Annotated in this window: 20 protein-coding genes; 14 read left to right on the top strand and 6 right to left on the bottom strand. The window is 58.4% G+C overall.

Translation table 11 applies throughout. The annotated features are described in order from the left end of the window. Positions 1-108 precede the first annotated feature (108 nt). Positions 109-1122, bottom strand: coding sequence for a polyprenyl synthetase family protein (locus ABCP74_RS05980; RefSeq protein WP_343001199.1), 1014 nt, complete (start codon positions 1120-1122; stop codon positions 109-111). Between the two features lie 125 nt (positions 1123-1247). Continuing rightward, positions 1248-3698: a PTS transporter subunit EIIC gene (locus tag ABCP74_RS05975; protein ID WP_343001198.1), complete on the bottom strand. Its 2451-nt coding sequence runs from the start codon at positions 3696-3698 to the stop codon at positions 1248-1250. A 184-nt stretch (positions 3699-3882) separates the two neighbouring features. Between ABCP74_RS05975 and ABCP74_RS05970 the strand changes: the two genes are divergently transcribed. The 5 genes from ABCP74_RS05970 to ABCP74_RS05950 all read left to right on the top strand — a co-directional run bounded on the left by ABCP74_RS05970 (position 3883) and on the right by ABCP74_RS05950 (position 9319). Beyond that, positions 3883-4647: a GntR family transcriptional regulator gene (locus tag ABCP74_RS05970; RefSeq protein ID WP_343001197.1), complete on the top strand. Its 765-nt coding sequence runs from the start codon at positions 3883-3885 to the stop codon at positions 4645-4647. Between the two features lie 306 nt (positions 4648-4953). Continuing rightward, a complete protein-coding gene (locus tag ABCP74_RS05965; protein WP_343001196.1) occupies positions 4954-6270 on the top strand; it encodes an ABC transporter substrate-binding protein in 1317 nt (438 codons plus the stop codon). An 87-nt stretch (positions 6271-6357) separates the two neighbouring features. Next, positions 6358-7212 (top strand): carbohydrate ABC transporter permease, encoded by an 855-nt coding sequence (locus ABCP74_RS05960; RefSeq protein WP_117759387.1) that lies wholly within the window; start codon positions 6358-6360, stop codon positions 7210-7212. Then, a complete protein-coding gene (locus ABCP74_RS05955; protein ID WP_343001195.1) occupies positions 7212-8051 on the top strand; it encodes a carbohydrate ABC transporter permease in 840 nt (279 codons plus the stop codon). The genes ABCP74_RS05960 and ABCP74_RS05955 overlap by 1 nt, the downstream gene beginning before the upstream one ends. A gap of 68 nt (positions 8052-8119) precedes the next feature. Further along, positions 8120-9319 carry an ABC transporter ATP-binding protein gene (locus tag ABCP74_RS05950; RefSeq protein WP_117640835.1) on the top strand — a complete coding sequence of 400 codons (1200 nt, stop codon included), beginning with the start codon at positions 8120-8122 and terminating at the stop codon, positions 9317-9319. Between the two features lie 457 nt (positions 9320-9776). Here the strand turns inward: ABCP74_RS05950 and glgP are convergent, their stop codons facing one another. The 3 genes from glgP to galE all read right to left on the bottom strand — a co-directional run bounded on the left by glgP (position 9777) and on the right by galE (position 14960). Beyond that, the gene (glgP, locus tag ABCP74_RS05945; RefSeq protein ID WP_343001194.1) at positions 9777-12044 is read right to left on the bottom strand and encodes a glycogen/starch/alpha-glucan family phosphorylase; all 2268 of its coding nucleotides are present in this window, start codon (positions 12042-12044) and stop codon (positions 9777-9779) included. 128 nt (positions 12045-12172) lie between these two features. Then, positions 12173-13690, bottom strand: coding sequence for a 4-alpha-glucanotransferase (gene malQ, locus ABCP74_RS05940; RefSeq protein ID WP_260699337.1), 1518 nt, complete (start codon positions 13688-13690; stop codon positions 12173-12175). Between the two features lie 208 nt (positions 13691-13898). Further along, positions 13899-14960, bottom strand: coding sequence for a UDP-glucose 4-epimerase GalE (galE, locus tag ABCP74_RS05935; protein WP_006235870.1), 1062 nt, complete (start codon positions 14958-14960; stop codon positions 13899-13901). Positions 14961-15225: 265 nt separating this feature from the next. On the opposite strand from galE, the gene ABCP74_RS05930 reads away from it, so the two are divergent. Further along, positions 15226-16431, top strand: coding sequence for a coiled-coil domain-containing protein (locus ABCP74_RS05930; RefSeq protein ID WP_343001193.1), 1206 nt, complete (start codon positions 15226-15228; stop codon positions 16429-16431). Between the two features lie 242 nt (positions 16432-16673). Here ABCP74_RS05930 and murB read toward each other — a convergent pair whose 3' ends face one another. Then, a complete protein-coding gene (murB, locus tag ABCP74_RS05925; protein ID WP_343001192.1) occupies positions 16674-17636 on the bottom strand; it encodes a UDP-N-acetylmuramate dehydrogenase in 963 nt (320 codons plus the stop codon). Between the two features lie 240 nt (positions 17637-17876). On the opposite strand from murB, the gene ABCP74_RS05920 reads away from it, so the two are divergent. From ABCP74_RS05920 to ABCP74_RS05885, 8 genes are all read left to right on the top strand, one after another. Further along, on the top strand, positions 17877-18905 hold the full coding sequence (locus ABCP74_RS05920; protein WP_343001191.1) for a LacI family DNA-binding transcriptional regulator: 1029 nt from the start codon (positions 17877-17879) through the stop codon (positions 18903-18905). 246 nt (positions 18906-19151) lie between these two features. Further along, positions 19152-19640, top strand: a complete 489-nt coding sequence (locus tag ABCP74_RS05915) for a hypothetical protein (protein ID WP_343001190.1) — start codon at positions 19152-19154, stop codon at positions 19638-19640. A gap of 38 nt (positions 19641-19678) precedes the next feature. After that, on the top strand, positions 19679-20446 hold the full coding sequence (locus ABCP74_RS05910; RefSeq protein ID WP_343001189.1) for a GntR family transcriptional regulator: 768 nt from the start codon (positions 19679-19681) through the stop codon (positions 20444-20446). Continuing rightward, on the top strand, positions 20431-21144 hold the full coding sequence (locus tag ABCP74_RS05905; protein WP_343001188.1) for a GntR family transcriptional regulator: 714 nt from the start codon (positions 20431-20433) through the stop codon (positions 21142-21144). The genes ABCP74_RS05910 and ABCP74_RS05905 overlap by 16 nt, the downstream gene beginning before the upstream one ends. 195 nt (positions 21145-21339) lie before the next feature. Next, on the top strand, positions 21340-22455 hold the full coding sequence (locus ABCP74_RS05900) for an SIS domain-containing protein (RefSeq protein WP_343001187.1): 1116 nt from the start codon (positions 21340-21342) through the stop codon (positions 22453-22455). Between the two features lie 60 nt (positions 22456-22515). Continuing rightward, positions 22516-23577, top strand: a complete 1062-nt coding sequence (locus ABCP74_RS05895; RefSeq protein WP_250787561.1) for an SIS domain-containing protein — start codon at positions 22516-22518, stop codon at positions 23575-23577. 46 nt (positions 23578-23623) lie between these two features. Further along, positions 23624-24043: a PTS sugar transporter subunit IIA gene (locus ABCP74_RS05890; protein WP_148346728.1), complete on the top strand. Its 420-nt coding sequence runs from the start codon at positions 23624-23626 to the stop codon at positions 24041-24043. Between the two features lie 57 nt (positions 24044-24100). Further along, entirely contained in the window at positions 24101-24583 is a 483-nt protein-coding gene (locus ABCP74_RS05885; RefSeq protein WP_343011747.1) for a PTS sugar transporter subunit IIB, read from the top strand. Positions 24584-24637 lie beyond the last annotated feature (54 nt).

Raw genomic sequence — 24637 nt, 5'->3', positions numbered from 1 at the left:
CTATTTGAGCGTCTGTCGGATAGACAACGCAAAGGGATGCATAAACATGCACTCAACAGTGTAGCAAGTTGTGCCTAAATACGCTGCTGACAGGTTTTATAACCCCCGTTAGTTAAGGCGCTCCACAAAGAAATCTGCCATGGAGAGGAACAGCTCGCGTGCGTGCGGATCAAGCTCAACGTTCTCGATGGCCGCTTTGGCCTTAGCGGTCAGGTCGAGCGCGTAAGTGTGGGCGTAATCGATGGAGCCGGTCTCCTGGAAGATCTCCACGGCGCGTGCGAGCTGCGCGGGATCATCGGTGCCCGAGGAAAGAATCGCCTCGACCTCGTAGTGGTAGCGCTCATCAGAGAGGGCATGTACGGCGACAAGCGTGCGCTTGCCCTCGGTGATGTCGGTGCGGAAGTCCTTGTTGGCGGCTTCCTTAGTGCCGACAAGGTTGAGCAGGTCGTCCTGAATCTGAAAGGCAAGGCCCGTGTGCAGGCCAAAGGCGCGCAGCGCTTCGATTTGCTTATCGCTGCCGCCGCCGATAATGGCTCCGGCGGCAAGCGGCGTGGCTCCGCTGTAAAACGCGGTCTTGTGCGTCGCCATGTCCAGGTAGTCATCAACCGAGATATCAAAGCGCCCGTCACGGACCCAACCCAGGTCGAGTGCTTGACCCTCGATGGTGCGGACGATCATCTCGGTAAGCTCGTGGAGCACGCGCAGCTTCACGTCGGACTCAAGCGTAGGGTCGTCGAGAACCGTCTTGGTGACCATGGTGAGCGCCAGGTCGCCACAATTGATGGCAAGCCCCGTGCCCTCGGTAAGGTGCATGCAGGGCTTGCCTCGACGAAGCTGTCCGTTGTCGGCGATGTCGTCGTGGATCAGCGCGCCCGACTGGAAATGCTCGATGGCTGCCGCGGCGCTGCGGGCGCTCTCAAAGCTGCCGCCCACTGCGGTTGCGGCGAGCATACAGATAAGCGGGCGGTGGCGCTTGCCGGCGTTGGCCGTAAAAGCCGAGAGCGGCGCATACAGGTAGCGCTCGATATCGGCAGAGGTCGCCTGTCCGTCAAAGAACGTGGCCAGATAGTCGTTAATCTGGTCAAAGTGCTGGGCTAAAAAGCTGGTAAACGGACTGGACACGGGTTCTCGCATTCTTTCTGAGGTTGCATCGTTGCGGTGTGCAGATACCATATTGCCACATTGGAGTTGCCGGCGCGTCTGTTTTGGCGATTTGGGGAAACGGGACGCGTGCGCGTGCCGGCTGCTTATATAAGCCTAAAGTGCTCGAGCGCCTTGACGACGCCATCTTTGTCGACCGAGTCGGTGATGTAGTCGGCGCGCTTTTTGAGATAGTCCGGCGCATTGCCCATGGCGATACCGACATCGACGGCGTTCATCAGCGAGACGTCATTGCTGGCGTCGCCGATGCCGTACACGGTTCCGTGGTGGGGATCGAGGGCGTCGAGTACAGACTGGATGCCCCCGCGCTTCGTGCATTCGCGGGGCGAGATTTCGGTTACCTCGAGTTCGAGCTCGTTAAAGCACAGCAGCGGCTCAAGTGCCTTATCTTGAGCGATGTGGTTGGCGAGCGATGTAGACATCAAGATCTTGTAGACACTGTAATGTTGTAGCTGCGTGACTGCGTCGCCCAGGGTGCGCGCGTATCCGGGAGCATCGGGGGCATCGGCACTCATGCGCACGACGCCGTTGAGGCCCTCAAAGCGGATGACCTCGCCCGATTGCTCAAGGTAGGGGACAAGACGCTGCAGCATACTGGGCGTCATCGACAGATCGCGAATTGCGTGTCCGTTGATCTCGGCGTAACCGCCCGCAAGACAGACGATGCCGGTCCAGGGCAGCTCAAGAAGTTTGGGGTGGATGCAGCTGAGGGTGCGTCCCGTGCAGATAAAGGCCATGTTGCCGTTGGCGACAAACTCGCGGATTGCCTGCGAAACCGCCTCGTTGGGATAGGGGGAGAGGTCCCGCTCGTCTTCGGGAAGGTCTTGGGCGAGCCTGGGGTCTTGCCAGGCGAGCGTTCCGTCGATATCGAAGAAGCAGATATCGCCGCGCTTATGGGCTGCGCTGGCGGCAGGGGAGGCCGAGGTAGTGGGCACAAATCCCGGCTCGAGGCCCATGATCTGGTCAAAATGCTCTTTAACGCGGGGAACGGAGATGCCGATGATCACCTGGGCGGTCTTGCCCGTAATGATGAGGCCCTTGGCGCCCACCGCGACAAACGACGCGTTATCTGCAACGATGGAAGGGTCTGCGACCTCGACGCGCAGGCGCGTGGCGCAGTTGGTTGCGCCCACAATATTGCCAACGCCACCTAAAAGCTGAATTACCCGCTCAGCGAGGACGTGATCTTGATCGGATCGACTATTGACCTCGTCATTGGGAGATTGCTCTTTGGCAAAGCCGCTTTCCGTTAAACGATCGATTGCCGCGCTATTGGCGACATGATCCTCGCGGCCCGGCGTCTTAAGGTCATAGACCAAGATGAGTGCCCGAAAACTAACAAAAAAGATGAGGCTGAAGGCAAGGCCGATACCGAGCGCCAAAAGATAGGCACCGGCATGCGTGCGCATGAGCGGAATAAAGTTGAAGGCTGCCATCTCCATCAGGCCGCCCGAGAAGATGCCGACGATGCCAAAGAGATTCATGGTTGTGGCAAGGCAAGACGATAAGACGGCGTAGAGCAAAAAGAGCCCGGGGTGGGTGAACATAAAGAGAAACTCGAGTGGCTCGGTAACGCCGCAAACCACCGAGGCGATGATGGCGGGAACAAGGATGACCCTGAGGCCGGCGCGGCGCTCGGGTTTTGCGGTGGAGTAGAATGCTGCCGCGATGGCGGGAAGGCCAAAGAGCTTGACCCAGCCGGTGGCGGTAAAACCGGCCCACGGCGCAAGTTCATTAAGGGGGCGCGTGCTATGGGAGAGGATGGGGAGCAAACTGCTCCACGTGGCGTAGATGCCGTCGTTAATGACCAGGTTGTCGTAGTAGATCGGCATGTAGAGCAGGTGGTGCAGGCCAAAGGGCTCGAGTGCTCGTTCTAAAAAGACAAAGATGCCCACGCCAAAGGGACCGACGCCTGCAAGCGCGTGACGCAGCGTATCAGTTACATCGTATACGTAGGGCACGATGGCGGCCGAGATAGCGGCAAGGGCAAACACGGCAAAAAAGCTGATGAGGTAGACCAGCGAGGAGCCCGAGAAGGTGCCGAGCCAATCGGGAACCTTGGCATCGTAGAAGCGGTCATGGATGGCGACGACGGTTGCCGATACCGCCAGCGGGCCGATAATGCCGGTGTCGAGCGTCTTGATGCCGTCGATGATGGTGATGCCGCTAGCGGAGGTCAAAGACGACGGGTACTTAAGTCCAAGATTGTCTCCGCTCAGCTTAATGATTTCGCTCAAAAAGAAGCAATAGGCAAAATAGGCCACGAGTGCCTCGAGGCAGCAACGTGCCGGTTGCTTTTGGGCAAGGCCGATGGGCAGCGCTACAGCAAAAAGGAGCGGAAGGCGCTTAAAGACCGTCCACGAGCCGCGCTGGATGATGGTCCAAAAAACGTACCAAGGGGTTCCGTATACGGCGAGATCGCCGACGATGTCCGCAGTCGTTGCGAGAGCGGAGACGCCGACCATGAGGCCTGATATAGAAAACAGCATGGCGGGCGCGAACATTGCCCCGCCAAAGCGTTGGATTTTTTGCAGCATGTTCTGCCTCCCGAATATCGAGGCGCGTTGCGCGTGGGGAAACGTTTAAACAATGGATTCATTGTAGAGGACCAGACGATTGTCGTACCGGCAGTTTTGAGCGAAACCGATTTGGGCATGACAGAAACCGTCAACGGTTAAATCCTGTCGCTTTACCGATATTCGGTTTAAACAACTTTAAGAAATGCTATCGTGCCTAGCCGGAAATGAACAATGTAGAGGTGAAACAATGCCAAAAGCGATATACGAAGGAATCTACCGAGAAATACGCTCGCGCATCATTAATGGGACCTATGCGTTTCAGGAGATGCTGCCAACCGAAGCCGAGCTGACCGCGGAGTTCGGATGCACTCGCAATACCGTCCGTCGCGCCTTGGGTATGCTGGCCGACGGGATGTTTGTGCAGCCCATACACGGCAAGGGCGTGCGCGTTATTTGGCTTAAGGGCGAAACCGACATGTTGGGCGCGCTCGAAGAGGTTGAGTCGTTTGGCGAGTTTGCAAAGCGCAACAATGCCGTTGCATCGACGGACGTTAAGTCTTTTGAACATCTGGTCTGCACCGAGCAACTCTCTCGTCACCTGGGCTTTAAGGTGGGCGAGGAGTTGATTCGCGTGGTGCGCGTCCGTAGCCTTAACGGTAGCGCCCGCCAGGTGGACCACGGCTATTGTCTGGAGTCGATCGCCAAAGGCCTGACGCCCGAGATCGCCGCAAAGTCAATTTACGACTATCTGGAGCACAAACGCGGCGTCAAAGTGATGGCGAGTCGCCGTACGGTGAGCGTCGAGCTTGCCAACGATGAGGACTGCAGCTATCTTGACCTCGGCAAATACAACTGCGTTGCCGTCATGGAGAGCCAGTCGTACACCTCGGACGGCATCTTGTTCGAGGTCACGCATGCCCGCACGCATCCCGAGATCTTCCACTACCGCGTCAACTCCAAGCGATAGCCGGCTAGCTCGCAGCCTGACGAGACTCATGCCCTCAAAGAGAAAACGCCCGGTCAAACCGACGATGCATCGGCTTGACCGGGCGTTTTCTCTGCATTCGATAACAAATAATTGTTTATACAAAACTTGTCAAGTATCAAGTTGAAATTACCGTTCACCGAAGTTTTTCTACCGCTCTAGTAATACTTGTTCAAACAACTAGCCAAATAGCGTATCGTACGAATCAGCAAAAGGGGCAAAGTCCCCGAGCCAATCTCCGAAGGCGGCGGCAAAGGGTGCCGCCACGGTGTGAAAGGGTGGATTGTAATGAAGAACGAAATGAGCAGAAGGCAGTTCCTGGGCTTTGCTGGTTCCGCGGCTGCGGTTCTTGGTCTGGGTCTCGTGGGCTGCGGCGGTTCTGCCGGCTCCGGCTCCTCTGCTTCTGGTGACGCTGCCGAGGTCTACTTCCTCCAATTCAAGCCCGAGGTCGACAAGGAGTGGAAGGAGATCGCCAAGGCGTACAAGAAGGAGAAGGGCGTCGAGGTCAAGATCGTGACCGCCGCCTCCAACACCTACGAGGAGAAGCTCAAGTCCGAGATGTCCAAGAGCTCCGCTCCGACCCTGTTCCAGGTCAACGGCCCCACTGGTCTTAAGAACTGGAAGGATTACTGCGCCGATCTGTCCGATACCAAGCTCCGCGGTGAGCTCATTGACGACTCCCTGGCTCTGCAGTCCGATGGCAAGGATCTGGGTATCGACTGGGTCCAGGAGAGCTACGGCATCATCTACAACAAGCAGCTGCTCGAGAAGGCTGGCTACAAGGCCGAGGACATCAACTCCTTCGACAAGCTGAAGGCTTGTGCCGACGACATCCAGGCCCGCAAGGACGAGCTTGGTGTTGAGGGTGCCTTCACTTCTGCCGGCATGGATGACTCTTCCAGCTGGCGCTATACCACCCACCTCGCCAACCTCCCGCTCTACTACGAGTTCGAGAAGGAGCACAACCAGGAGGACGACGAGATCAAGGGCGAGTATCTCGACAACTTCAAGCAGATCTTCGACCTGTACATCACCGACTCCACTTGCGATCCTTCGCAGCTTGCTTCCAAGACCGGCGACGACGCCACCAACGAGTTCGCAACCGGCAAGGCCGTCTTCTATCAGAACGGCTCTTGGGCTTACGCTGACCTCACCAAGGCCGGTATGACCGACGACCAGCTCGGCATGCTGCCGATCTACATCGGCGTTGACGGCGAGGAGAACCAGGGCCTGTGCTCCGGCGGCGAGAACTACTGGTGCGTCAGCTCCCAGGCTTCCGAGGATGCCCAGAAGGCCACCGAGGACTTCATGTATTGGTGCGTCACTTCTGATACCGCCACCAGCATCATCGCTGACAAGATGGGTCTGACCGCCCCGTTCAAGAGCGCCAAGGAAACCACCAACGTCTTCTCGCAGCAGGCCGTTGCCATGGCCAAGGACGGCAAGAAGACCGTCGCTTGGGACTTCGTTTACATCCCCTCTGAGGAGTGGAAGAAGAACCTCAAGCAGGCTCTGATTGCCTATGCTGCCGACAACAGCAAGTGGGACGGCGTCAAGAACGCCTTCGTCGATGGCTGGAAGACCGAGAAGGCTGCTTCCGAGTAAGCAGTTGCTGCCCAAGCTATCTGATTAGCGACAGGGGGCGGGCAGACGTTGGTTTGCCCGCCCCCTGCATATTGAAAGGACCCTTCTATGGGCAAAGCACTCAAGCGCTGGTGGCCGCTCTTTATGCTGCCCACGTGCCTGGCGTTTATGATCGGGTTCGTGATTCCCTTTATCCAGGGCTTCTATCTCTCGTTCTGCCAGTTTATTACCATTAACAACGCGCACTTTGTCGGTATCGAGAACTACGTGCGCGCGCTGTCCGATCCGCAGTTTGCTACGTCGTTCTTCTTTACGGTGGCGTTTGCCTTCCTGTCGACGGTGCTCATCAACGTGATTGCCCTCGCCATTGCACAGGCGCTCACCCGCAAGGCGCTCAAAGGCACCAACATCTTCCGCACGATCTTCTTTATGCCTAACCTGATCGGCGGCATCGTGCTGGGTTACATTTGGCAGATTCTGATCAACTGCCTGCTCTCTAACGTGGGCGCCCAGCTCATCGCGCTTAACTCTGCTGCTGGCTTCTGGGGCCTTATCATCCTGACCCTGTGGCAGCAGGTCGGCTACATGATGATCATCTACATCGCTGGTCTGCAGTCCATTCCGTCCGACTACATCGAGGCCGCCAAGGTCGACGGTGCCACGGCATGGCAGACGTTCTGGAAGGTTAAGATCCCCAATCTGATGCCGACCATCACCATCTGCCTGTTCCTGTCCATCACCAACGGATTTAAGCTGTTCGATCAGAACCTCGCCCTTACCGGTGGCGCCCCGGCGCACTCCACCGAGATGCTTGCCCTGAACATCTACAACACGTTCTATTCGCGTGCCGGCATCGCATGGCAGGGCATCGGTCAGGCCAAGGCAGTTATCTTCTGCATCCTGGTCGTCGCCATCTCTATGATCCAGCTTAAGGCCACGAGGTCCAAGGAGGTGCAGCAGTAATGAAACGCGATAAGGTTATCAACCGCGCGCTCTCGATCTTCTTTACGATCCTTTCGCTCGCGTGGATCTACCCCGTGTTCATGATTGCGCTCAATTCCTTTAAGAAAGCGACCGCAATCAGCACCACCACGGCGTTCGATCTGCTCACGCCCGAGACGTTCAACGGCCTTGCAAACTACGTGCACGCCCTTAACGAGCAGGGCTTTGCCTCGGCATTTATGTACTCGCTCATCATCACGGTCACGTCGGTCGTGCTGATCTTGTTGTGCTGCTCCATGTGCGCTTGGTACGTGGTTCGTGTCAACAACAAGATCTCGAACTTCTTCTATTACCTGTTCGTGTTCTCGATGGTCGTACCGTTCCAGATGCTCATGTTCACGCTGTCCAATTTGGCGGACCGCATCGGCTTCAACACGCCGTTCAACATTTGCTTTATCTACCTCGGCTTTGGCGCGGGCCTGGCGGTCTTTATGTTCGCCGGATTTGTAAAGAACATCCCGCTCGAGATCGAGGAGGCGGCCATGATCGACGGCTGCAACCCGGTCCAGGTGTTCTTTAAGATCGTCCTTCCCATCATGAAGCCCACCTATCTTTCGGTCGGCATCCTCGAGACCATGTGGGTCTGGAACGACTACCTGCTGCCCTACCTTACGCTCGACTCCACCAAGTACAAGACCATTCCTATCTTGATCCAGTACTTCCGCGGCGGCTACGGCCACGTCGAGCTCGGCCCCATGATGGCCTGCATCATGATGGTCGTTATCCCCATCGTCATCATGTACATCCTCTGTCAGAAGTACATCATCGACGGCGTGGTAGCAGGTGCCGTCAAGGGCTGATGCCGTAACTGTTTTGCAAGTTTCTGCGGCGCCCCTCAGCGTGGCGCCGCATATCGAAAGGTAGAGACATGGCCGAGATCGTTCTCAAACATGTTCAGAAGGTGTATCCCAACAACGAGTCCAAAAAGAAGGGCTTCTTTGGCAAAAAGAAGAAGACCGAGGAGAAGAAGCACAACCTCAAGGTTACCGAGGACGGTGTGCTCGCGGTGGAGGACTTTAACCTCACCGTGCATGACCAGGAGTTTATCGTTCTCGTTGGCCCGTCTGGCTGCGGTAAGTCCACGACGATGCGCATGGTTGCCGGCCTGGAGGACATTACCTCGGGCGACGTGCTCATCGACGGCAAGCGCGTCAACGACGTCGCTCCTAAGGACCGCGACATCGCCATGGTGTTCCAGAGCTACGCTCTGTACCCCAACATGACGGTGTACGAGAACATGGCGTTTACGCTTGAGCTCAAGAAGGTCCCCAAAGACGAGATCGACCGCAAGGTTCGCTCCGCTGCCGAGATTCTGGGTATCACCGAGTACCTCGACCGCAAGCCTAAGGCGCTCTCCGGCGGTCAGCGTCAGCGTGTCGCCATCGGTCGCGCCATCGTGCGAGACCCCAAGGTCTTCCTGATGGACGAGCCGCTGTCCAACCTGGACGCCAAGCTGCGTAACCAGATGCGAGCCGAGCTCATTAAGCTGCGTCACGAGATCAAGGGCACCTTCATCTACGTTACTCACGACCAGACCGAGGCCATGACCCTTGGCGACCGCATCGTGGTCATGAAGGACGGCGTTGTCCAGCAGATCGCCACGCCGCAGGAGGTCTTCAACCATCCCGCGAACATCTTCGTCGCCGGCTTCATCGGCGTGCCGCAGATGAACTTCTTCGATGCCCAGCTGGTGCGCTCGGGCAACGGCTTTACCGTCAAGACCGAGGATATGAACGTGGCGCTCGCCCCCGAGACCTGCGCTCAGCTTGCCCTCAACTGGGACGGCGGCGACGTGAAGGAGATTACGGCCGGCGTGCGTCCCGAGCAGATCCTGCTTGCCGACAAGGGCGAGGAGGGTGCGCTCCAGGGCACCGTCGAGGTGACCGAGCTCATGGGCTCGACCGAGCATGTCCACGTGACCGCTCCCGACGGCCAGTTTGTCCTGATCATTCCCGTCGTCGACCTCGAGGCCAAGGGTGCGCTCAAGGCGGGCGACCCCATCTGGTTCAAGTTCGAGAAGAACGCGACCCACCTCTTCGATAAGGTCTCTGGCAAGAACCTTATCTAGGCCCGGTGCAACCAGGCCCTTCCTTTGGGCGACTGCGGTATTGCCATCCTTTTGCCGCGGTCACATATAAGGCTCCCCTCCCGTCCACTGGGCGAGAGGGGAGCCTTTCTTTGTGTTGGGGTTGTCTGGTCGGTCGTTTGTCTCGATCTGTAACGGGTAGGGCCGATTTCGGACGTTAGATGTTACAGATCGAGACGGTTCCGCTGAGCTAACCATTTCATCTAAATCTGTAACACCAAAGGTGAATTTCAGCTGCTAGATGTTACAGATTGAGATAAACCCAAGGGAAGGGGCCGGTATGTCTCAATCTGTAACAGCTGGGGCCGTTTTTACCGAGTAGTTGTTACAGATCGAGATTGTTTGGCCGAGTCGGGTCACGGGATAACGTGCGGGCACAAAAAACGGAGCCGTGTTGCCACGACTCCGTTTCTCAAGAGGATGGGTAAGGGAAGCGAAATTAGTTCAGGTGCCAGATCTCGTCGTTGTACTGGGAGATGGTGCGGTCGGACGAGAAGGTGCCGGCGTTGGCGATATTGATGAGCGTCTTGCGCATCCAGGCGTCCTGGTCCTCGTAGTCGGCCAACACGCGCTCCTTGGTCTGGATGTACTCCTCAATGTCGAGCAGGGCCATAAACCAGTCCTTGCCCTTAATGTCATCGTGCAGGCGCTGCAGGCGCTCGGCGTTGCCGGTCGCCATAAAAGCCGGGTTGGTGATGAAGTCCACCAGCAGTTTAATACCGGGCTTGCGGTAGAGCACACCGGCGTCATAGGTGCCGTCGGCATAGAGCTGCTCGACCTGTTTGGACGAGGCACCAAAGGTATAGATGTTCTCGTCGCCCACGAGCTCGGCAATCTCCACATTGGCGCCGTCGAGCGTGCACAGGGTTAGGGCGCCGTTGAGCATGAACTTCATGTTGGAGGTGCCGCTCGCCTCCTTGGAGGCCAGGCTGATCTGCTCGGAGATGTCAGCGGCGGGGATCACGCGCTCGGCGGCGGTGACGTTGTAGTTCTCGATCATGACAACCTGCAGGTAGGGAGCCACGTCGGGGTCGTTTGCAATCCACTGTGACAGCGTCAAGATCAGATGGATGATGTCCTGCGCGATAGTGTAGGCAGGCGCCGCCTTGCCGCCAAAGATGATGGTGACGGGGTGCTTAGGTCTGTTGCCGTTCTTGATATCGAGGTACTTCCAGATGATGTAGAGTGCGAGCATCTGCTGGCGCTTGTACTCGTGGATGCGCTTGACCTGGACGTCGATGATGGCGTTGGAGGGAATGGTCACGCCCTGCTCGAGCGCCATGAACTGGCGCATGATGGCCTTGGCCTCGGTCTTGGTGGCGGCCAGGCGCTCAAGAACGTCCTTGTCGTCGGCGAACTTGGCGAGTTTGCTCAGATCGCCGGTGCTGCGCCAGTCGGTGCCGATCACATCGTCGAGCAGGCTGGCGAGCGCGGGGTTGGCCCCATGGATCCAGCGGCGGAAGGTGATGCCGTTGGTCTTGTTGGAGAACTTCTCGGGATAGATTTCGTAGAACGGATGAAGCTCGGTGTCCTCCAGGATCTTGGTGTGGAGGGCGGCCACGCCGTTGATGGAGAAGCCAAAGTGGATGTCCATGTGGGCCATGTGGACGGTATCGTGCTCGTCGATGATGGCGACGCGCGGGTCATCGTGCTCGGCCTTCGCGATCTCATCGAGCTTGACGATAATGTCGGCGATGGCAGGGGAGACCTTCCGCAGGCTGGCGAGCGGCCACTTCTCGAGCGCCTCGGCAAGAATCGTGTGGTTAGTGTAAGCGACCATGGAGCGTACGATGGTCACGGCCTCGTCAAACTCGATGCCATGCTCGGTGGTGAGCAAGCGAATGAGCTCGGGGATGACCATGGTGGGGTGCGTGTCGTTGATCTGGACAACGGCGTAATCGGCCAGATCGTGCAGGTTGCTGCCGCGCTCGACGGCCTCGTCGATCAGGAGCTGGGCGGCGTTGCTCACCATGAAGTACTCCTGATAGATGCGAAGTAGGCGGCCCTGCTCGTCGGAATCGTCGGGGTAGAGGAACAAGGTGAGGTTCTTGGCGATCTCGGTCTTGTCGAAGTCGATGGAGCTGCCGGGGACCAGGCCGTCGTCGACGCTCGCCAGGTCGAACAGGCGCAGGCGGTTCTTGGTGGGCTGGCCGTAACCGGGCACATCGATGTTGACGAGCTTAGAGGTAACGGCAAAATCGCCGAACTCGACGGTGTAGGAGCGGTCATCGTCGACTAGGATGTCCTGCTCACCGAGCCACTCGTCGGGGACGGCCTTCTGCTGGTTGTCGACAAAGCGCTGACGGAACAGACCGTAGTGATAGTTGAGGCCCACGCCATCGCCGGTCAAGCCCAGCGTGGCGATGGAATCCAGGAAGCATGCGGCCAAGCGGCCCAGGCCGCCGTTGCCGAGTGACGGCTCGACCTCGAATTCCTCGATTTTGTTGAGGTCGTGGCCTGCGGCGGTGAGCTGGTCCTTAACCTCGTCGTAGATGCCGAGGTCGATCATGTTGTTGATGAGCAGCTTGCCGATCAAAAATTCGGCGGAAATGTAATAGAGCTTTTTCTTGCCGTTGTTGAGCGGGCGGGCGGCGGAGCGCTCCTGCACGAGTTTGACCAGTAGCTTGTAAATGCGACGGTCGTCGAGCTGCTCGAGCGAGGTGCCAAAAGACTGCTCGGCGAGTTCCATGAGGTTAATTTGGGGCATGTTTTCTCCTGTGATGGGTGGTTTCATGTCTGCAATTCATAAGAAGCCCGCGCGAGGGGATTGGGGTGGCCTCGCGCGGGAAAAGCAAGCGCGTCCGCACGGTGAGGAGGGGTCGGGCGCGGTGGCTTCTATTGAGGAAGCTCGATTTCGGCTTCCGACGGGATGCGGAAGTAGGTCTCGGTCCAGTCGGTGAGTTTGTGCTCGAGCTCGCGGGTGATGGCGCCGTCGAGCATGCGCCAGGTCCAGTTGCCGCCCAGCGTGGCAGGGGTGTTGATGCGCGCCTCGTTGCCCAAGTTGAGCAGGTCCTGCATGGTGTAGATGCACGTGTCGCTCACGCTGGCGGCGATGGTGCGATTGAGTGCATCTGCCATGGGTTCGCCGGCCTGCTGATGGGTGTACAGGGCTGCCTGCTCACGCTGACGCGGGGTGGCCGTTCCCTCAAACCAACCGCGCGCCGTCTCGTTGTCGTGGGTACCCACATAGGCGACGGTGTTGGCGATGTAGTTATGCGGCAGGTAGTACGAGTTGGTGCCCTCAAAGGCAAACTGCAGGATCTTCATGCCGGGGAAGCCCGAGTTGTCGCGCATGTCGATGACGCCGGGGGTGAGGAAGCCCAGGTCCTCGGCGATGATGGGCAGCGTGCCGAGCTTTTCCTCGAGCGTCTTGAAGAACTTGAGGCCGGGCCCCTGCGTCCACGAACCGTAGGACGAATCGGGTGAGGAGAACGGCACCTCCCAATAGGCCTCGAAGCCGCGGAAGTGATCCAGGCGGATGACGTCGTACATGTCGAGGGCGGCGCGAATGCGGCCCTCCCACCAGGAGAAGCCGTCGGACTCCATGGCGTCCCAGTCGTAGATGGGGTTGCCCCAGTACTGGCCGGTGGCCGAGAACTGGTCGGGCGGCGTGCCGGCGACGCTCACGGGATTGCCGGCGGCGTCGATCTTAAAAAGCTCAGGCGTCGCCCACATCTCGACGGAGTCACGCGAGACATAGATGGGCAGGTCGCCGATGATGAGAATGTCGCGCTCATTGGCATAGGCCTTGAGGCGGCTCCACTGGCGATCGAAGAAGTACTGCGTCATCTGGTGGTAGAGCATACGCGCCGGATGGTCAGCGCAGACCTTGGCGGAAGCCTCGCCGCGGGTGCGGAGTTCCGCGGGCCACTCCCAAAACGCCTTGAGACCGCACTCCTCTTTGACGGTCATGAACTCACAGTAGGGGATGAGCCAGTCCTCGTTGGCCTGGATAAAGTCATCGAAATCGGCCGGCTTGTCGGCGGCAAAGCGCTCAGCGGCGCGGTCGAGAATCTGGCGGCGGCCGCCAAAGATAGCACCGTAGTCGACATTGCTGGGGTCGGATCCCAGATACACGCCATCGATATCGCGCTGCTCCAGATACCCTGCCTCGATAAGCTCGGCAAAGTCGATGAAGTTGGGGTTGCCAGCGCGGGCCGAGAACGACTGATAGGGCGAATCGCCATAGCTGGTCGTCGTAAGGGGCAGAATCTGCCAGTAATGTTGTTTGCACGAGGCGAGAAAATCGACGAAGTCGTAGGCATTCCAGCCAAAGCCGCCGATTCCGTATGGTCCGGGCAGAGATGAGACGGGCATGAGGACGCCGCTTGCACGCTCCATGAATGCGCTCACCAACCTTCTTTTTGTGGGGTCGGCCTGCCGATGGGTGTGCAGTCCGCCTCCGATGTTCTGATTCGATATGCCTATTGTAAAACATGTTGTTTAAACATGTACAGGCAAGATAAAAAAGTTGGTCGATTTTCGGCGAATGGTTACATGCCATGAAAAAGCCCCGACCTCACAACGTGAGATCGGGGCAAGAGCGGTATGTAGGTTTTTGCTACTCGGCGTCGGCGAAGCCGTTGGGGTTGTGGCTCTGCCAGTTCCAGCTATCGCGGCACATGTCCGCGATGTCGTACTGGGCCTTCCAGCCCATCATGCGCTCGGCCTTGGAGGCATCGCACCAGTTGGCAGCGATGTCGCCGGCGCGGCGCTCGCGGATCACGTAGGGCAGCTCCTTGCCACAAGCCTTGGAGAAGGCGGCGACGACCTCGAGTACCGAGGTGCCGGTGCCGGTGCCCAGGTTAAAGATCTCGACGCCGGTCTTGCCGTTCATCCAGTTAAGGGCGGCAACGTGACCAGAGGCCAGATCGCACACGTGGATGTAGTCGCGCACGCCGGTGCCGTCGGGGGTGGGGTAGTCGTTGCCAAAGACCTGAACGGCCTCGAGCTTGCCCACGGCGACCTGGGCGACATAGGGCACCAGGTTGTTGGGGATGCCCTTGGGGTCCTCGCCGATCAGGCCCGACGGATGAGCGCCGATGGGGTTGAAGTAACGGAGCAGCACGACGTCCCACTCGGGGTCGGCGGTGTGGACGTCCATAAGGATCTGCTCGATCATCCACTTGGTCCAGCCATAGGGGTTGGTTGCGGGCTTCTTGGGGTCTTCCTCGGTGACGGGCGGGTTGTCCGGGTCGCCGTAGACGGTCGAGGAGCTCGAGAAGATGATGGACTTGCAGCCATGGTTGCGCATGACGTCGATGAGCACCAGGGTGTTCTCGATGTTGTTGTGGTAGTACTCGACGGGCTTACTCACCGACTCGCCGACGGCCTTAAAGCCGGCAAAGTGGATGACGCGGTCGATCTGATGGGTATCGAAGATCTTGTTCATCGCATCGCGGTCGAGCACGTTGGCCTCGTAGAAGGTGAGGTTCTTGGCGGCCTCGTCGCCCACGATGGTCTTGACGCGGTCGACGGCGACGGCGCTGGAGTTGGAGAGATCATCGACGATGACGACCTGGTAGCCACCCTCGAGCAGTTGAACGACGGTGTGCGAGCCGATAAAGCCGGCGCCACCGGTAACGAGGACGCAGGTGTCTTTGGGGTCGAGTGCTTTGGACATGTAGTCTCCTATCGAATCAGGAACACTTCTAGAGGGGAGTATAGCGCAGGCGGGGACGCCCAAATCGTGCGCCGAGGAAAAGCAGAGGATTATGTTAACGTACTCATATAAGAGCTTGCTCAATTGTTACCTCAAATTTGACAATTGCTTACGAGCCGCCGACCTTGCAGTTTCCTGCCGTTCGTGGAAATCGTTGGGACGCGCCATATGTACGCTAATATGTATGAGTTGAGCGACATATAAATAAGCATGTAACGGAGTACATATGTCACCAAACAGCGATTCCATCCTTTCCCAGGAGCTCTCGCGCCGCACTGCCCTCAAGGCCTTGTTCGGCGCCGCTTCTGCGGCAGTTCTTTTTGGCCTGCCCACTCGCGCCCATGCGGCGGAGGCTTCCAAAGAAACCACCGATAAATTGAATGCCGCCCAGGCCCAACTCGACGAGGTTCAGGCCCAGCTCGACAGCATCGCAAATGATTATGCGGCGCTGGCCAACAAGAATGCCCAGACCCTCAACGACATCGAGAATGTCCAGGGCAAGATTGACGACACGCAGGCCCAGATCGATGAAAAGAAGGCCGAACTCAAGAAGAAGCGCAACGACCTTTCCGATCGCGTGGCCGCCAGCTACAAGTCCGGCGGCACGAACATCCTGTCGCTGCTGCTGGCCTCTGGCTCGTTTGAGGAACTCGTCGCCAACGCGCATTACGTTGAGAAGATCAACAAGAGCGACCGCGATGCCATCGAGGATATCCAGACGATTCAGGCTGAGCTCGACGCACAGAAGACCGAGCTCGAAGCACAAAAGGCCGACCTGGAGAAACTCAAGGACCAGCAGACGGCTCAGATGCAGGATATGCAGGCCAAGCAGCAAGAAGTCCAGACCGTGCTGAACGGTCTTTCCGACGACGTCAAGGAGCTCATGGCTCAGCGCGATTCCGAGATCCTCGCTGCCGCCCAGGCCGAGGAGGCCGCTAGGAAGGCGGCTGCGGCAGCCGCGGCCTCTGCGAACACGGGCTCTTCTTCGGGTGGCTCGAGCTCGGGTGGCGGCTCGTATGCCGGCGGCACCCCGCAACAGACGGGCGGTTCGGGCAAGCAGCAGGCCGTCGTCAATGCGTGCTACTCGACGCCTTCTCCCGGCCAGGGCTGGTGTGCTGCCTGGGTTACCAACGTCTTCCGCAATGCCGGCGTGGGCTATTTTGGCGGCAACGCGTGTGACATGTTCAACGCCTGGTGCTATAGCTCCGACCGCTCGGTGCTGCAGGTGGGCATGATCGTGGCCGATTCCTCGCACAGCGGCACGGGTGCTCCGGGCCTTATCTACGGTCATGTGGGTATCTACGTTGGCGGCGGCATCGTTATGAGCAACGAGGGTGCCATTACGTCTAAGTCGCTTGATTCGTTTATTAGCTTCTATGGTACTGGCTCTGGCGTGCGCTGGGGCTGGCTTGGCGGCGTGGCGCTGTCGTAAAGCAAGTTGGGCCGCGTGCCCGCCCACAATATATTTGATTGCCTGCTCGGGCAGTCCTGCGCAAGACGAAGGCCACATTAAGTGGCCTTCTTTGCGTGCGGAACTCGCGATCAATCAAATATATTGCGGGCGGGCACGCGGCCCTCTCGGGTCCGGTGCGCTTCGCTCCGGACTGGGTTAGCTGAATAAATATGGTGAAGGCCCCTTTCGGGGCCTTCTTTTTGCGCTTGGGGCCTTCTTTGTTAGAGGAATTCGCCTACTCGGTGGACTTCGGGTTCTAGGTCTACTCCGAACTGGTCTTTAACGGTTGCCTGGATGTGGCGGATGAGTTCGTCGACTTCGGCTGCGGTGGCGTGGTCGGCGTTGACGATGAAGCCGCAATGCTTCTCGCTCACTTGTGCGCCGCCAATGGCGTGGCCGCGCAGGCCGGCGTCCATGATGAGCTTGCCGGCAAAGTAGCCCTCGGGGCGCTTGAAGGTGGAGCCGGCGCTCGGCATGTCGAGCGGCTGCTTGTCCTCGCGGCGCTGACGGTAGTCGTCCATGTCGGCCTTGATCATCGCGGCGTTGCCCGGGGCGAGGTTGAAGGTGGCGGAGAGCACGATAAAGCCGTCGTCGGCAATGCGGCTCTTGCGATAGCCCAGGTTGAGCTCATCGACATCGAACTCGATGATGTTGCCGCTGCCACGCGTGCCGTCGTCGAGCATGCGGGCCGGTTTGTAGACGCGCACGGACTCCAGAACATCTGCCATGCAGGCACCGTAGGCGCCGGCGTTCATGTAACAGGCGCCGCCGACCGAACCGGGAATGCCCGAGATGGGCTCCATGCCAGTGAGACCGGCCTCGGCAGCCGCGGCGGCCACATTCGAGAGCAGGGCGCCGGCTGCTGCCGTGACGTGCGTGCCGTCGACGGTAATGTCGGAGAGGCCTTCGCCCAGTGCCACGACGACGCCACGGATGCCCTTGTCTCCAACGAGCAGGTCGGAACCGTTGCCCACGATGGTGAGCGGCAGGTCGCAGCGATAGCAAGTGTCGAGCGTGGCGACGAGGCCCTGCTCGGTATCGGGCGTAACAAAGACGTCGGCGGGGCCGCCGATCTTAAACGTGGTGTGATCGCGCATGGGCTCGCTCATGAGCACGTTGTCCTCGCCGGCAACACCGGCGAGCGCGCAGAGCAGGTCCTCGTTAAAAAAGTCGTTCTCGTGCATACGAATATCCGCCTTATGGTGGTCGTTTTCATCAATCGAATGCAATATACCCTACCTGGATGGATTTGGTGCAAAGTAACCTGGCCCCAATGCACCACATGGTGCAAAGGGGGCAGGTTACTTTGCACCAATCGCGGCGATAAAACAGCCGTCTACCGGATTGGTAAAGCGTTTATCATCGAGGTAGATGGGCGGTCGCTATACTTTCAAGAGATTGCGCGCAAACCCGGAAGGAGCGAGATGGCCAACAAAGTCACCCTCAAGCAGATCGCCCAGGAGGTGGGGCTTTCCCCCTCGTCGGTCTCGCTTGTTCTCAACAATCGGCCCTGTCGCATCTCGGAAGAAAACCGCAAACTCATCAAGGAGGTCGCGGCGCGCAACCACTATGTCCCCAATCAGATTGCGCGCAGCCTGGTCATGCGCGAGTCACGCACCCTGGGCCTTATCGTTCCCAATATCGAGAGCCGCTTTTTTGCCTCGCTTGCCGGCAGCTTGGAAAAGCGCTGCCGCGAGGACGGCTACGCGCTCTTTATTACCAGCTCGGGTGGAAGCGCCGATGACGATTTGGAACTGCTGCGCCAGCTGGTGACGCGCGGCGTCGATGGTGTCTTCCTGGTGGTAGGCGACGAGTTCTCGGACGACCGTGCCCTGCGCGAAGAGGTCAGCCATCTGCCTATCCCTGCCGTGATGGTCGACCGTGCCATTGAGGGGCTCGAGTGCGACAAGGTGATGTTCGACCACGAGATGGGCGGCTACATGGCCACGCGGTATCTGATTGAGCAGGGTCATCGCCGCATCGCCTGTCTGGTTAACGCGCGTCGCTCCAATACGGGCCGCAAGCGACTTGCTGGCTATGAGCGCGCACTGCGCGAGGTGGGACTGCCCATCGACGCGCGCCTGGAGTTTGAGAGCGAGTACTACATTCCGAGCGCCTACGAGGCCTCGGAGGCGGTGCTCGCAACCGACGCCACTGCCGTGTTCGCAAGCTCGGACAACATTGCCCTCGGTTTGCTCAAGCGCTTGCACGAGATGGGGAAGAACATCCCGGGCGATATCTCGGTCGTAAGCTATGACAACTCGGCCGCCGATGTTCTCTTTGAACCAGCGCTGACCGCGATTGAGCAGGACCCTGGTGTCCTCGCGGAGCATGCTTTTGGCTGCATGTCCAAGCGTCTTGCCGGTAGGGGCGGTAGACGTGCCGAAGAGGTCGTTCTGGAGCCGGCGCTTATCGTGAAGGGCAGTGTGCTTGACCTTACCGAATATAGTTAAGCACTTGTTTGTTTGCATAGATTGCATGCGGAGCGTCCGCTATTTGCCGGCGGGGCCGGGGTACCTGCTTTGTTTTGAGAAGTTCGCGAAGCCCACCTCTCAAAACAAAGCAGGCACCCCGGCCCTCGTCCGTAAACTCTTCCGCTGGGCGAGCCATAGACGCCGCGCACCGATCTACTAAAGGATGAGCTTGAAATTGGTGCTATATTCGGCTTGAGTTGTTTAATGCTAGTACGGGAGGCTGATATGGGGCTGTTCAAGAAGAAAAACCCGCAGGATGCCTTTGATCCCGATGTGTTTACCATCACGGATACGATTTTGGACCCGCCGCGGTTTACGTTTTTGCCGGCTATCTACCAGGATGCCACGCGTCGCAAGTGGGCCGTGCATCAGCGCGGCGGCGAGCCGAAGATTTTTGCCTATGCGGACGTGTTGCAGTGCGAAGTAGCCGAGGCGGGCGATCCGGAGGCCGAGGAAGTGGTCTCAAAACAGGAATTTGCCCAGCGTATCCTGGTAAATCCCGCCAAGGCGGCGAAAATAAATGCTGCCAAGCGTAATATGTGTCTTGGTATGGGCGTTGTTGTGGCGGTTCAGACGGGAAAAGACGAGGTTTCCAAATTAGAGATTCCCGTTATGACCGACGAAGTTAAACGCGATTCAAGTCTATATAAGTCGTATCGGAATGTCGCCGAGAAGATCAAGGCCGAATTTGATGCCATGGGAGGGCTGGCCTAATTTTGGCGGCATACGTTTCTGAATGAGGAGTCTGTGCAATGGCAGGCGAATCTTATGCAATTCCCCCCAAAGATCGTGCTGTTGAGGGAATTCTTTGGTATATCCAGCACCATCAGCTTGCCGGCGGTGATCGCCTACCGGCCGAGCGCGTGCTGTGCGAAGAGATTGGCGTTTCGCGTACGGCGTTGCGCGCCGGCATCACGCGGCTCATCTCGTGTGGAACGCTCGAGAGCCGACGCGGATCGGGTACGTATGTGTGTCCTCCCAAGCCGCTGAACATCTTCCAGGAAACGTATAACTTTTCCGATGCTGTGCGGACTGCCGGCCTGCGCCCCTCTTCTCGTCTGGTTTCCACCGGGACCATCGAGGCGGATGAGGCACTTGCCGACAAGCTTGGGGTGTCTGTAGGCGCTCCTTTGCTTCGCATGCAGCGCGTTCGACTTATTGAGGGCGAGCCGGCGTCAATCGAGACGGCTCACGTTAACCTGTCCCTGTGCCCATCGCTTATCGAGCACGATTTTGAGTGCGAGAGCCTTTACGATGTCTTGCTCAAAGAAGGTGGCGTGCGTGTTGAGCATGGACGTGAGCATATCTCCATCTCGCGTTTGAACGCCGAAGAGGCCGAGCTGCTCCAGCAAGAAGAGGGAACGCCGGTGTTCTATGAGAGCACGATCGAATTGGATAAGGACATGCGTTTTGTGGAGCATTGCAAATCGGTGATTTTGCCCACAAAGTTCCGCTTTGCCGATAACGGCGAAGAGAACGGCATGAGGAGCGTGGCAGGTGAACAATGGCTGAAACAGTAGATGCCACCCCGGTCTATATGCGCATTCGACGCCGCATCGAGGAGCGTATCGAGCGCGGTATATATCCCACGGGTTCCATGATTCCGTCCGAAAAAGACCTCGCCGAGGAATTTGGTACGACACGCTTGACCATCCGAAGCGCTGTCGATGAGCTGGTTCGGCGCGGGCAGATTCGCCGTGTTCGGGGAAAAGGTGCCTTTGTGGCGCAGAAAGTACCTGCTTTTTTTGAACGCACGGGCGGTTTCCGTGAATCGGTCCGTGCTTCGGGCGGCGAGCCGTCCGTCCGTATTCTCGCGCGTTCCAAGCGTTATGCGGGGCCATACTACGCCGACCTGTTTGGCATCGCCGAGGATGATTTGCTGTATTCGATTCGGCGTTTGAACTGCGTCAACGGCGACCCTGTATCGATTGAGATGGCGTTCATCCCGTGCCTGCTGTTTCCAACCATCGAAGATATTGACGTGTCGGTCTTCAGTTTGTACGAGACCTATGAGATGCTGGGCCGAAAGCCAGTTATGGCACAGGAAAAGCTCGATATCGAAGCGCTGGGCGCGCGAGATGCCGGCCTGCTTGGACTGGAGCAGGGCGATCTTGCCTTGACGCTTGAGTGCGTGAGCTTCGATGCGAGCGGCCAGGCGATCGAGTACGTCAAGTCGTTTAACCGCGGTGATGCGGGTGGATATACCTATACGTACTAGCTGGTTTTTTTGCATAACGGGCTGAAAAGCTGACGGAATTTTGATTCGTTGGGTCAGCTGTATATACAACCTTACAGGGCTCAAAATCGACCGTTCGCCGATGGGGATAAATTAATCGACAAAGAGGTATCAAAAAGCCGTAACCTGTAACTGTGATTGGTATCAAATACTAATGATTTGTTACGAGGTGAGACGATGAAGATGCTCGATTACGTTCAGCTTGCCCATGTGCGTATGGGGGAGAACCTCGAGCGTTCGTCTGAGCTGGTAGCGCAGCTCGTTGATATTTTCCAGTCCGGTTCTTTTGACGCGCTGCGCATCGTTGCTTCGGGTTCGTCGCGCCATGCCGCCGATTGCGCCCGCGATTACCTGCAAGATGCCCTGCAAATGCAGGTGTCCGTTGTGACGCCCGAGGCCTTCGTCGATTTTGAACACACCTATCCGCAGCATGTGCTCAACATTGCCGTTTCGCAGAGTGGCTATTCGACCAATACGATTGCGGCGCTCGATTACATGCGCGCACACGATATGGCTGCAGTTGCGCTCACGGCAAACGTCGAGGCACCCATCAAGGAACACGCTGACATCGTTCTTGACTACGGTGTGGGCGTCGAGTCGGTGGACTTTGTAACTCTGGGCGTCGAGGTTCTCGTTGAGTATCTGGTGCTCTTTGGTATTTACGGCGGTCAGGCGCGCGGAACGGTTGACGCCAAGGGCGTTGCCCAGCGTCTTGACGACCTGCGCGAGGCTATCCATGCCAATGCCGTGATGTGCAAGACCGCCGAGGCATATGTCCAAGACCACATGCTCGAGCTTTCTGAGCACACGCCCGCCATGGTCGTCGGCAACGGCCCCAACTATGGCGTTGCCGAAGAGGCGGCCCTCAAGCTGAGCGAGACCATCAAGATTCCTGCCATGCATCACGAAGGCGAGGAGTTCGTCCACGGTCCCGAGATGCAGATCGTTCCGGGCTATCTGGTGTTTATCGTCGACGATCCGCAGGGGTCGGAGCGTCTTGCGAATATCGCTGATGCGCTATCGAACGTTACGACAAAAACGGTGCTGCTCACGGCCCATCCCAAGGGTAGGGCTCACGAGGTTGCGGTGCCTCAGGTGGCTCCGCTGCTCAGCGCAATTCCCAATCTTGTGTTCTTCCAGACGATTGCGGCCATGATAACCGAGCGTCTGAAGTCATGGGACGTGCACCCGTATCTTGATGCCGTCTCCAAGCAAATGGAGGTCAAGGCAGAGGGCTACGAAGAGTCAGTCAATGCGCTTAAGGCCAAAGCGGCCGAGTGTTACGGAATGTAAGCGGGTTTTGATGCCCGTTGGCATGGGGGATGTGGAAACAACCCCAGAAAGGAGAGACAAATGAAGGAAACCGAGAAGATCGAGATCATGCATTTCGACCAGGAGGGCTATCTCGAGGACGGCAAGGCGCTCTACGAGACCGGCAAGAAGATGACCGCGCTCGCCGACAAGGTCGCCGACGAGGGCTACGACGCCGTGTTCCTGATGGGCGTCGGCGGCACCTGGGACGAGCTCATGCAGCTCGAGTACCTCATGAACAAGTTCGGCGACCGCGACCTCGAGGTCTACCTGATCCACGCCGCCGAGTGGAACGCCATGGGCCACAAGCGCATGACCGAGAAGTCCGTCGTGCTCACCGCCTCCGAGTCCGGCACCACCCCCGAGGTCCTCGAGGCCGTCAAGAAGATGAAGGGCATGGGCGTGCGCGTCTACGCCATGACCAAGCCCGAGGGCCCCATCGGCCAGGCTGTGGGTGCCGAGAACTGCGTCGCCATGGCTTCTGACCATGGTTCGGGCGGCTGCGAGAAGGGCTACTACCTCGCCGACTGCTTCGGCCTGCGCCTGCTCAACCGCCGCGGTTGCTTCCCCAAGTTCGATCTGTTTATCGAGCAGACCAAGGATATCTGGAAGGACATGCTCGACATCCGCAAGCGCTTCGAGCCGCGCGCCGAGGAGCTCGCCAAGAAGTATGCCCTGGCCCCCTACACCATGTTCATCGGCTCCGGCGCCCTGTGGGGCGAGACCATCCTGTTCTCGATGTGCATCCTCGAGGAGATGCAGTGGAAGCGCACCCGCTACATCACCTCGGCCGACTTCTTCCACGGCACCCTCGAGCTCGTGGAGCCCGGCGTCCCGGTCTTCCTGTTCATGGGCGAGGACGAGAACCGCAAGCTCGACGAGCGCGTCCGCGCCTTCCTGACCCGCGGCGTGACCGGCGACACCGACATCAACATCATCGACACCGCCGAGTTCGCGATCCCCGGCCTTGACGACGAGTTCCGCGTCATCGTCTCCCCGTGGATTCTGACGGTGCTCGTGACCGACCGCCTGGCTCGCTACTACGAGACGGTCACCAAGCACAACCTCAAGTATCGTCGCTACTATCACCAGTTCGACTACTAAAGAAAACGGGTGCGGGAACGTGCCGGGCTATTGAGAGGAACACAGAATGAGACAGTACATCATCGCCAGCCATGCGCACTTCGCCACCGGCATCAAGGAGAGCGTCGAGCTGCTCTCGGGCGCTCGCGACAACGTCCACGATCTTTCGATGTTCGTCGATGGCCGCATGGACGTGGCCGAGGAGGCCCAAAAACTGCTGGCAGGCATGTCTGCCGACGATGATGTCGTTGTCTGCACCGACCTCTTTGGCGGTAGCGTTAACAACGAGTTCACCAAGATCGTCCAGACGCGTCCCCGCACGTACCTCGTTACCAACATGAACCTTCCTCTGCTCATCCAGCTGCTGTTCTCTGACGAGTCGGCGCCGGTTGAGGAGACGATTCGCGCCATCGTCGCTGCGGACGATACGCGCGTGAAGTTTGTCAACGATCTTTTGGTCGATGACGAGGAGGAGGAAGAGTTCTAATCCGCAGCACCTACTGACACGCCGTATGACGGCACAAGACCTTTGGGGGGTCACATTATGATTCAGCTACTTCGCGTTGACCATCGCCTGCTTCATGGCCAGGTCGCAGTTTCCTGGGTTCAGGGCCTTGGCTCCAACTGCATCTTCTGCGTGGGCGATAAGGTCGCTAACGACCCGGTGTGGAAGGCGACGCTCAAGATGGGCAAGCCTGCCGGCTGCAAGCTCGTCATCAAAGATATGGAGCATGCAATCGAAGCTATCAACTCGGGCGTGACCGACAAGTACAAGATGATCATCTGCGTCGCCACTATCGCTGAGGCAAAGCAGCTTGTTGAGGGCTGCCCGCAGATCAAGTCGGTCAACCTGGGCAACACCAAGCCCAAGGACGAGAAGCGTCCCGACGCTCGTCAGGTCTCTCGTCAGATCTTCCTGACCGCGGCCGAGGAAGCCGATGTGCGCGAGATGCTGGATCGTGGCGTTGAGGTCGAGATTCGACCCCTGGCCGATGACCCCAAGGTCGACTGCGCCAGCGTGCTCTAGGCGTTCAATTTCGAAGAGTCTGAGCTCTTCGTAGTGTCCTATATGGAAAGGGGG

Source organism: Collinsella aerofaciens (assembly GCF_039062315.1).
GTDB lineage: Bacteria > Actinomycetota > Coriobacteriia > Coriobacteriales > Coriobacteriaceae > Collinsella > Collinsella aerofaciens_BG.
The sequence above is the reverse complement of the archived record's forward strand: the minus strand, read 5'-3'. Positions and strand labels throughout refer to the sequence as shown.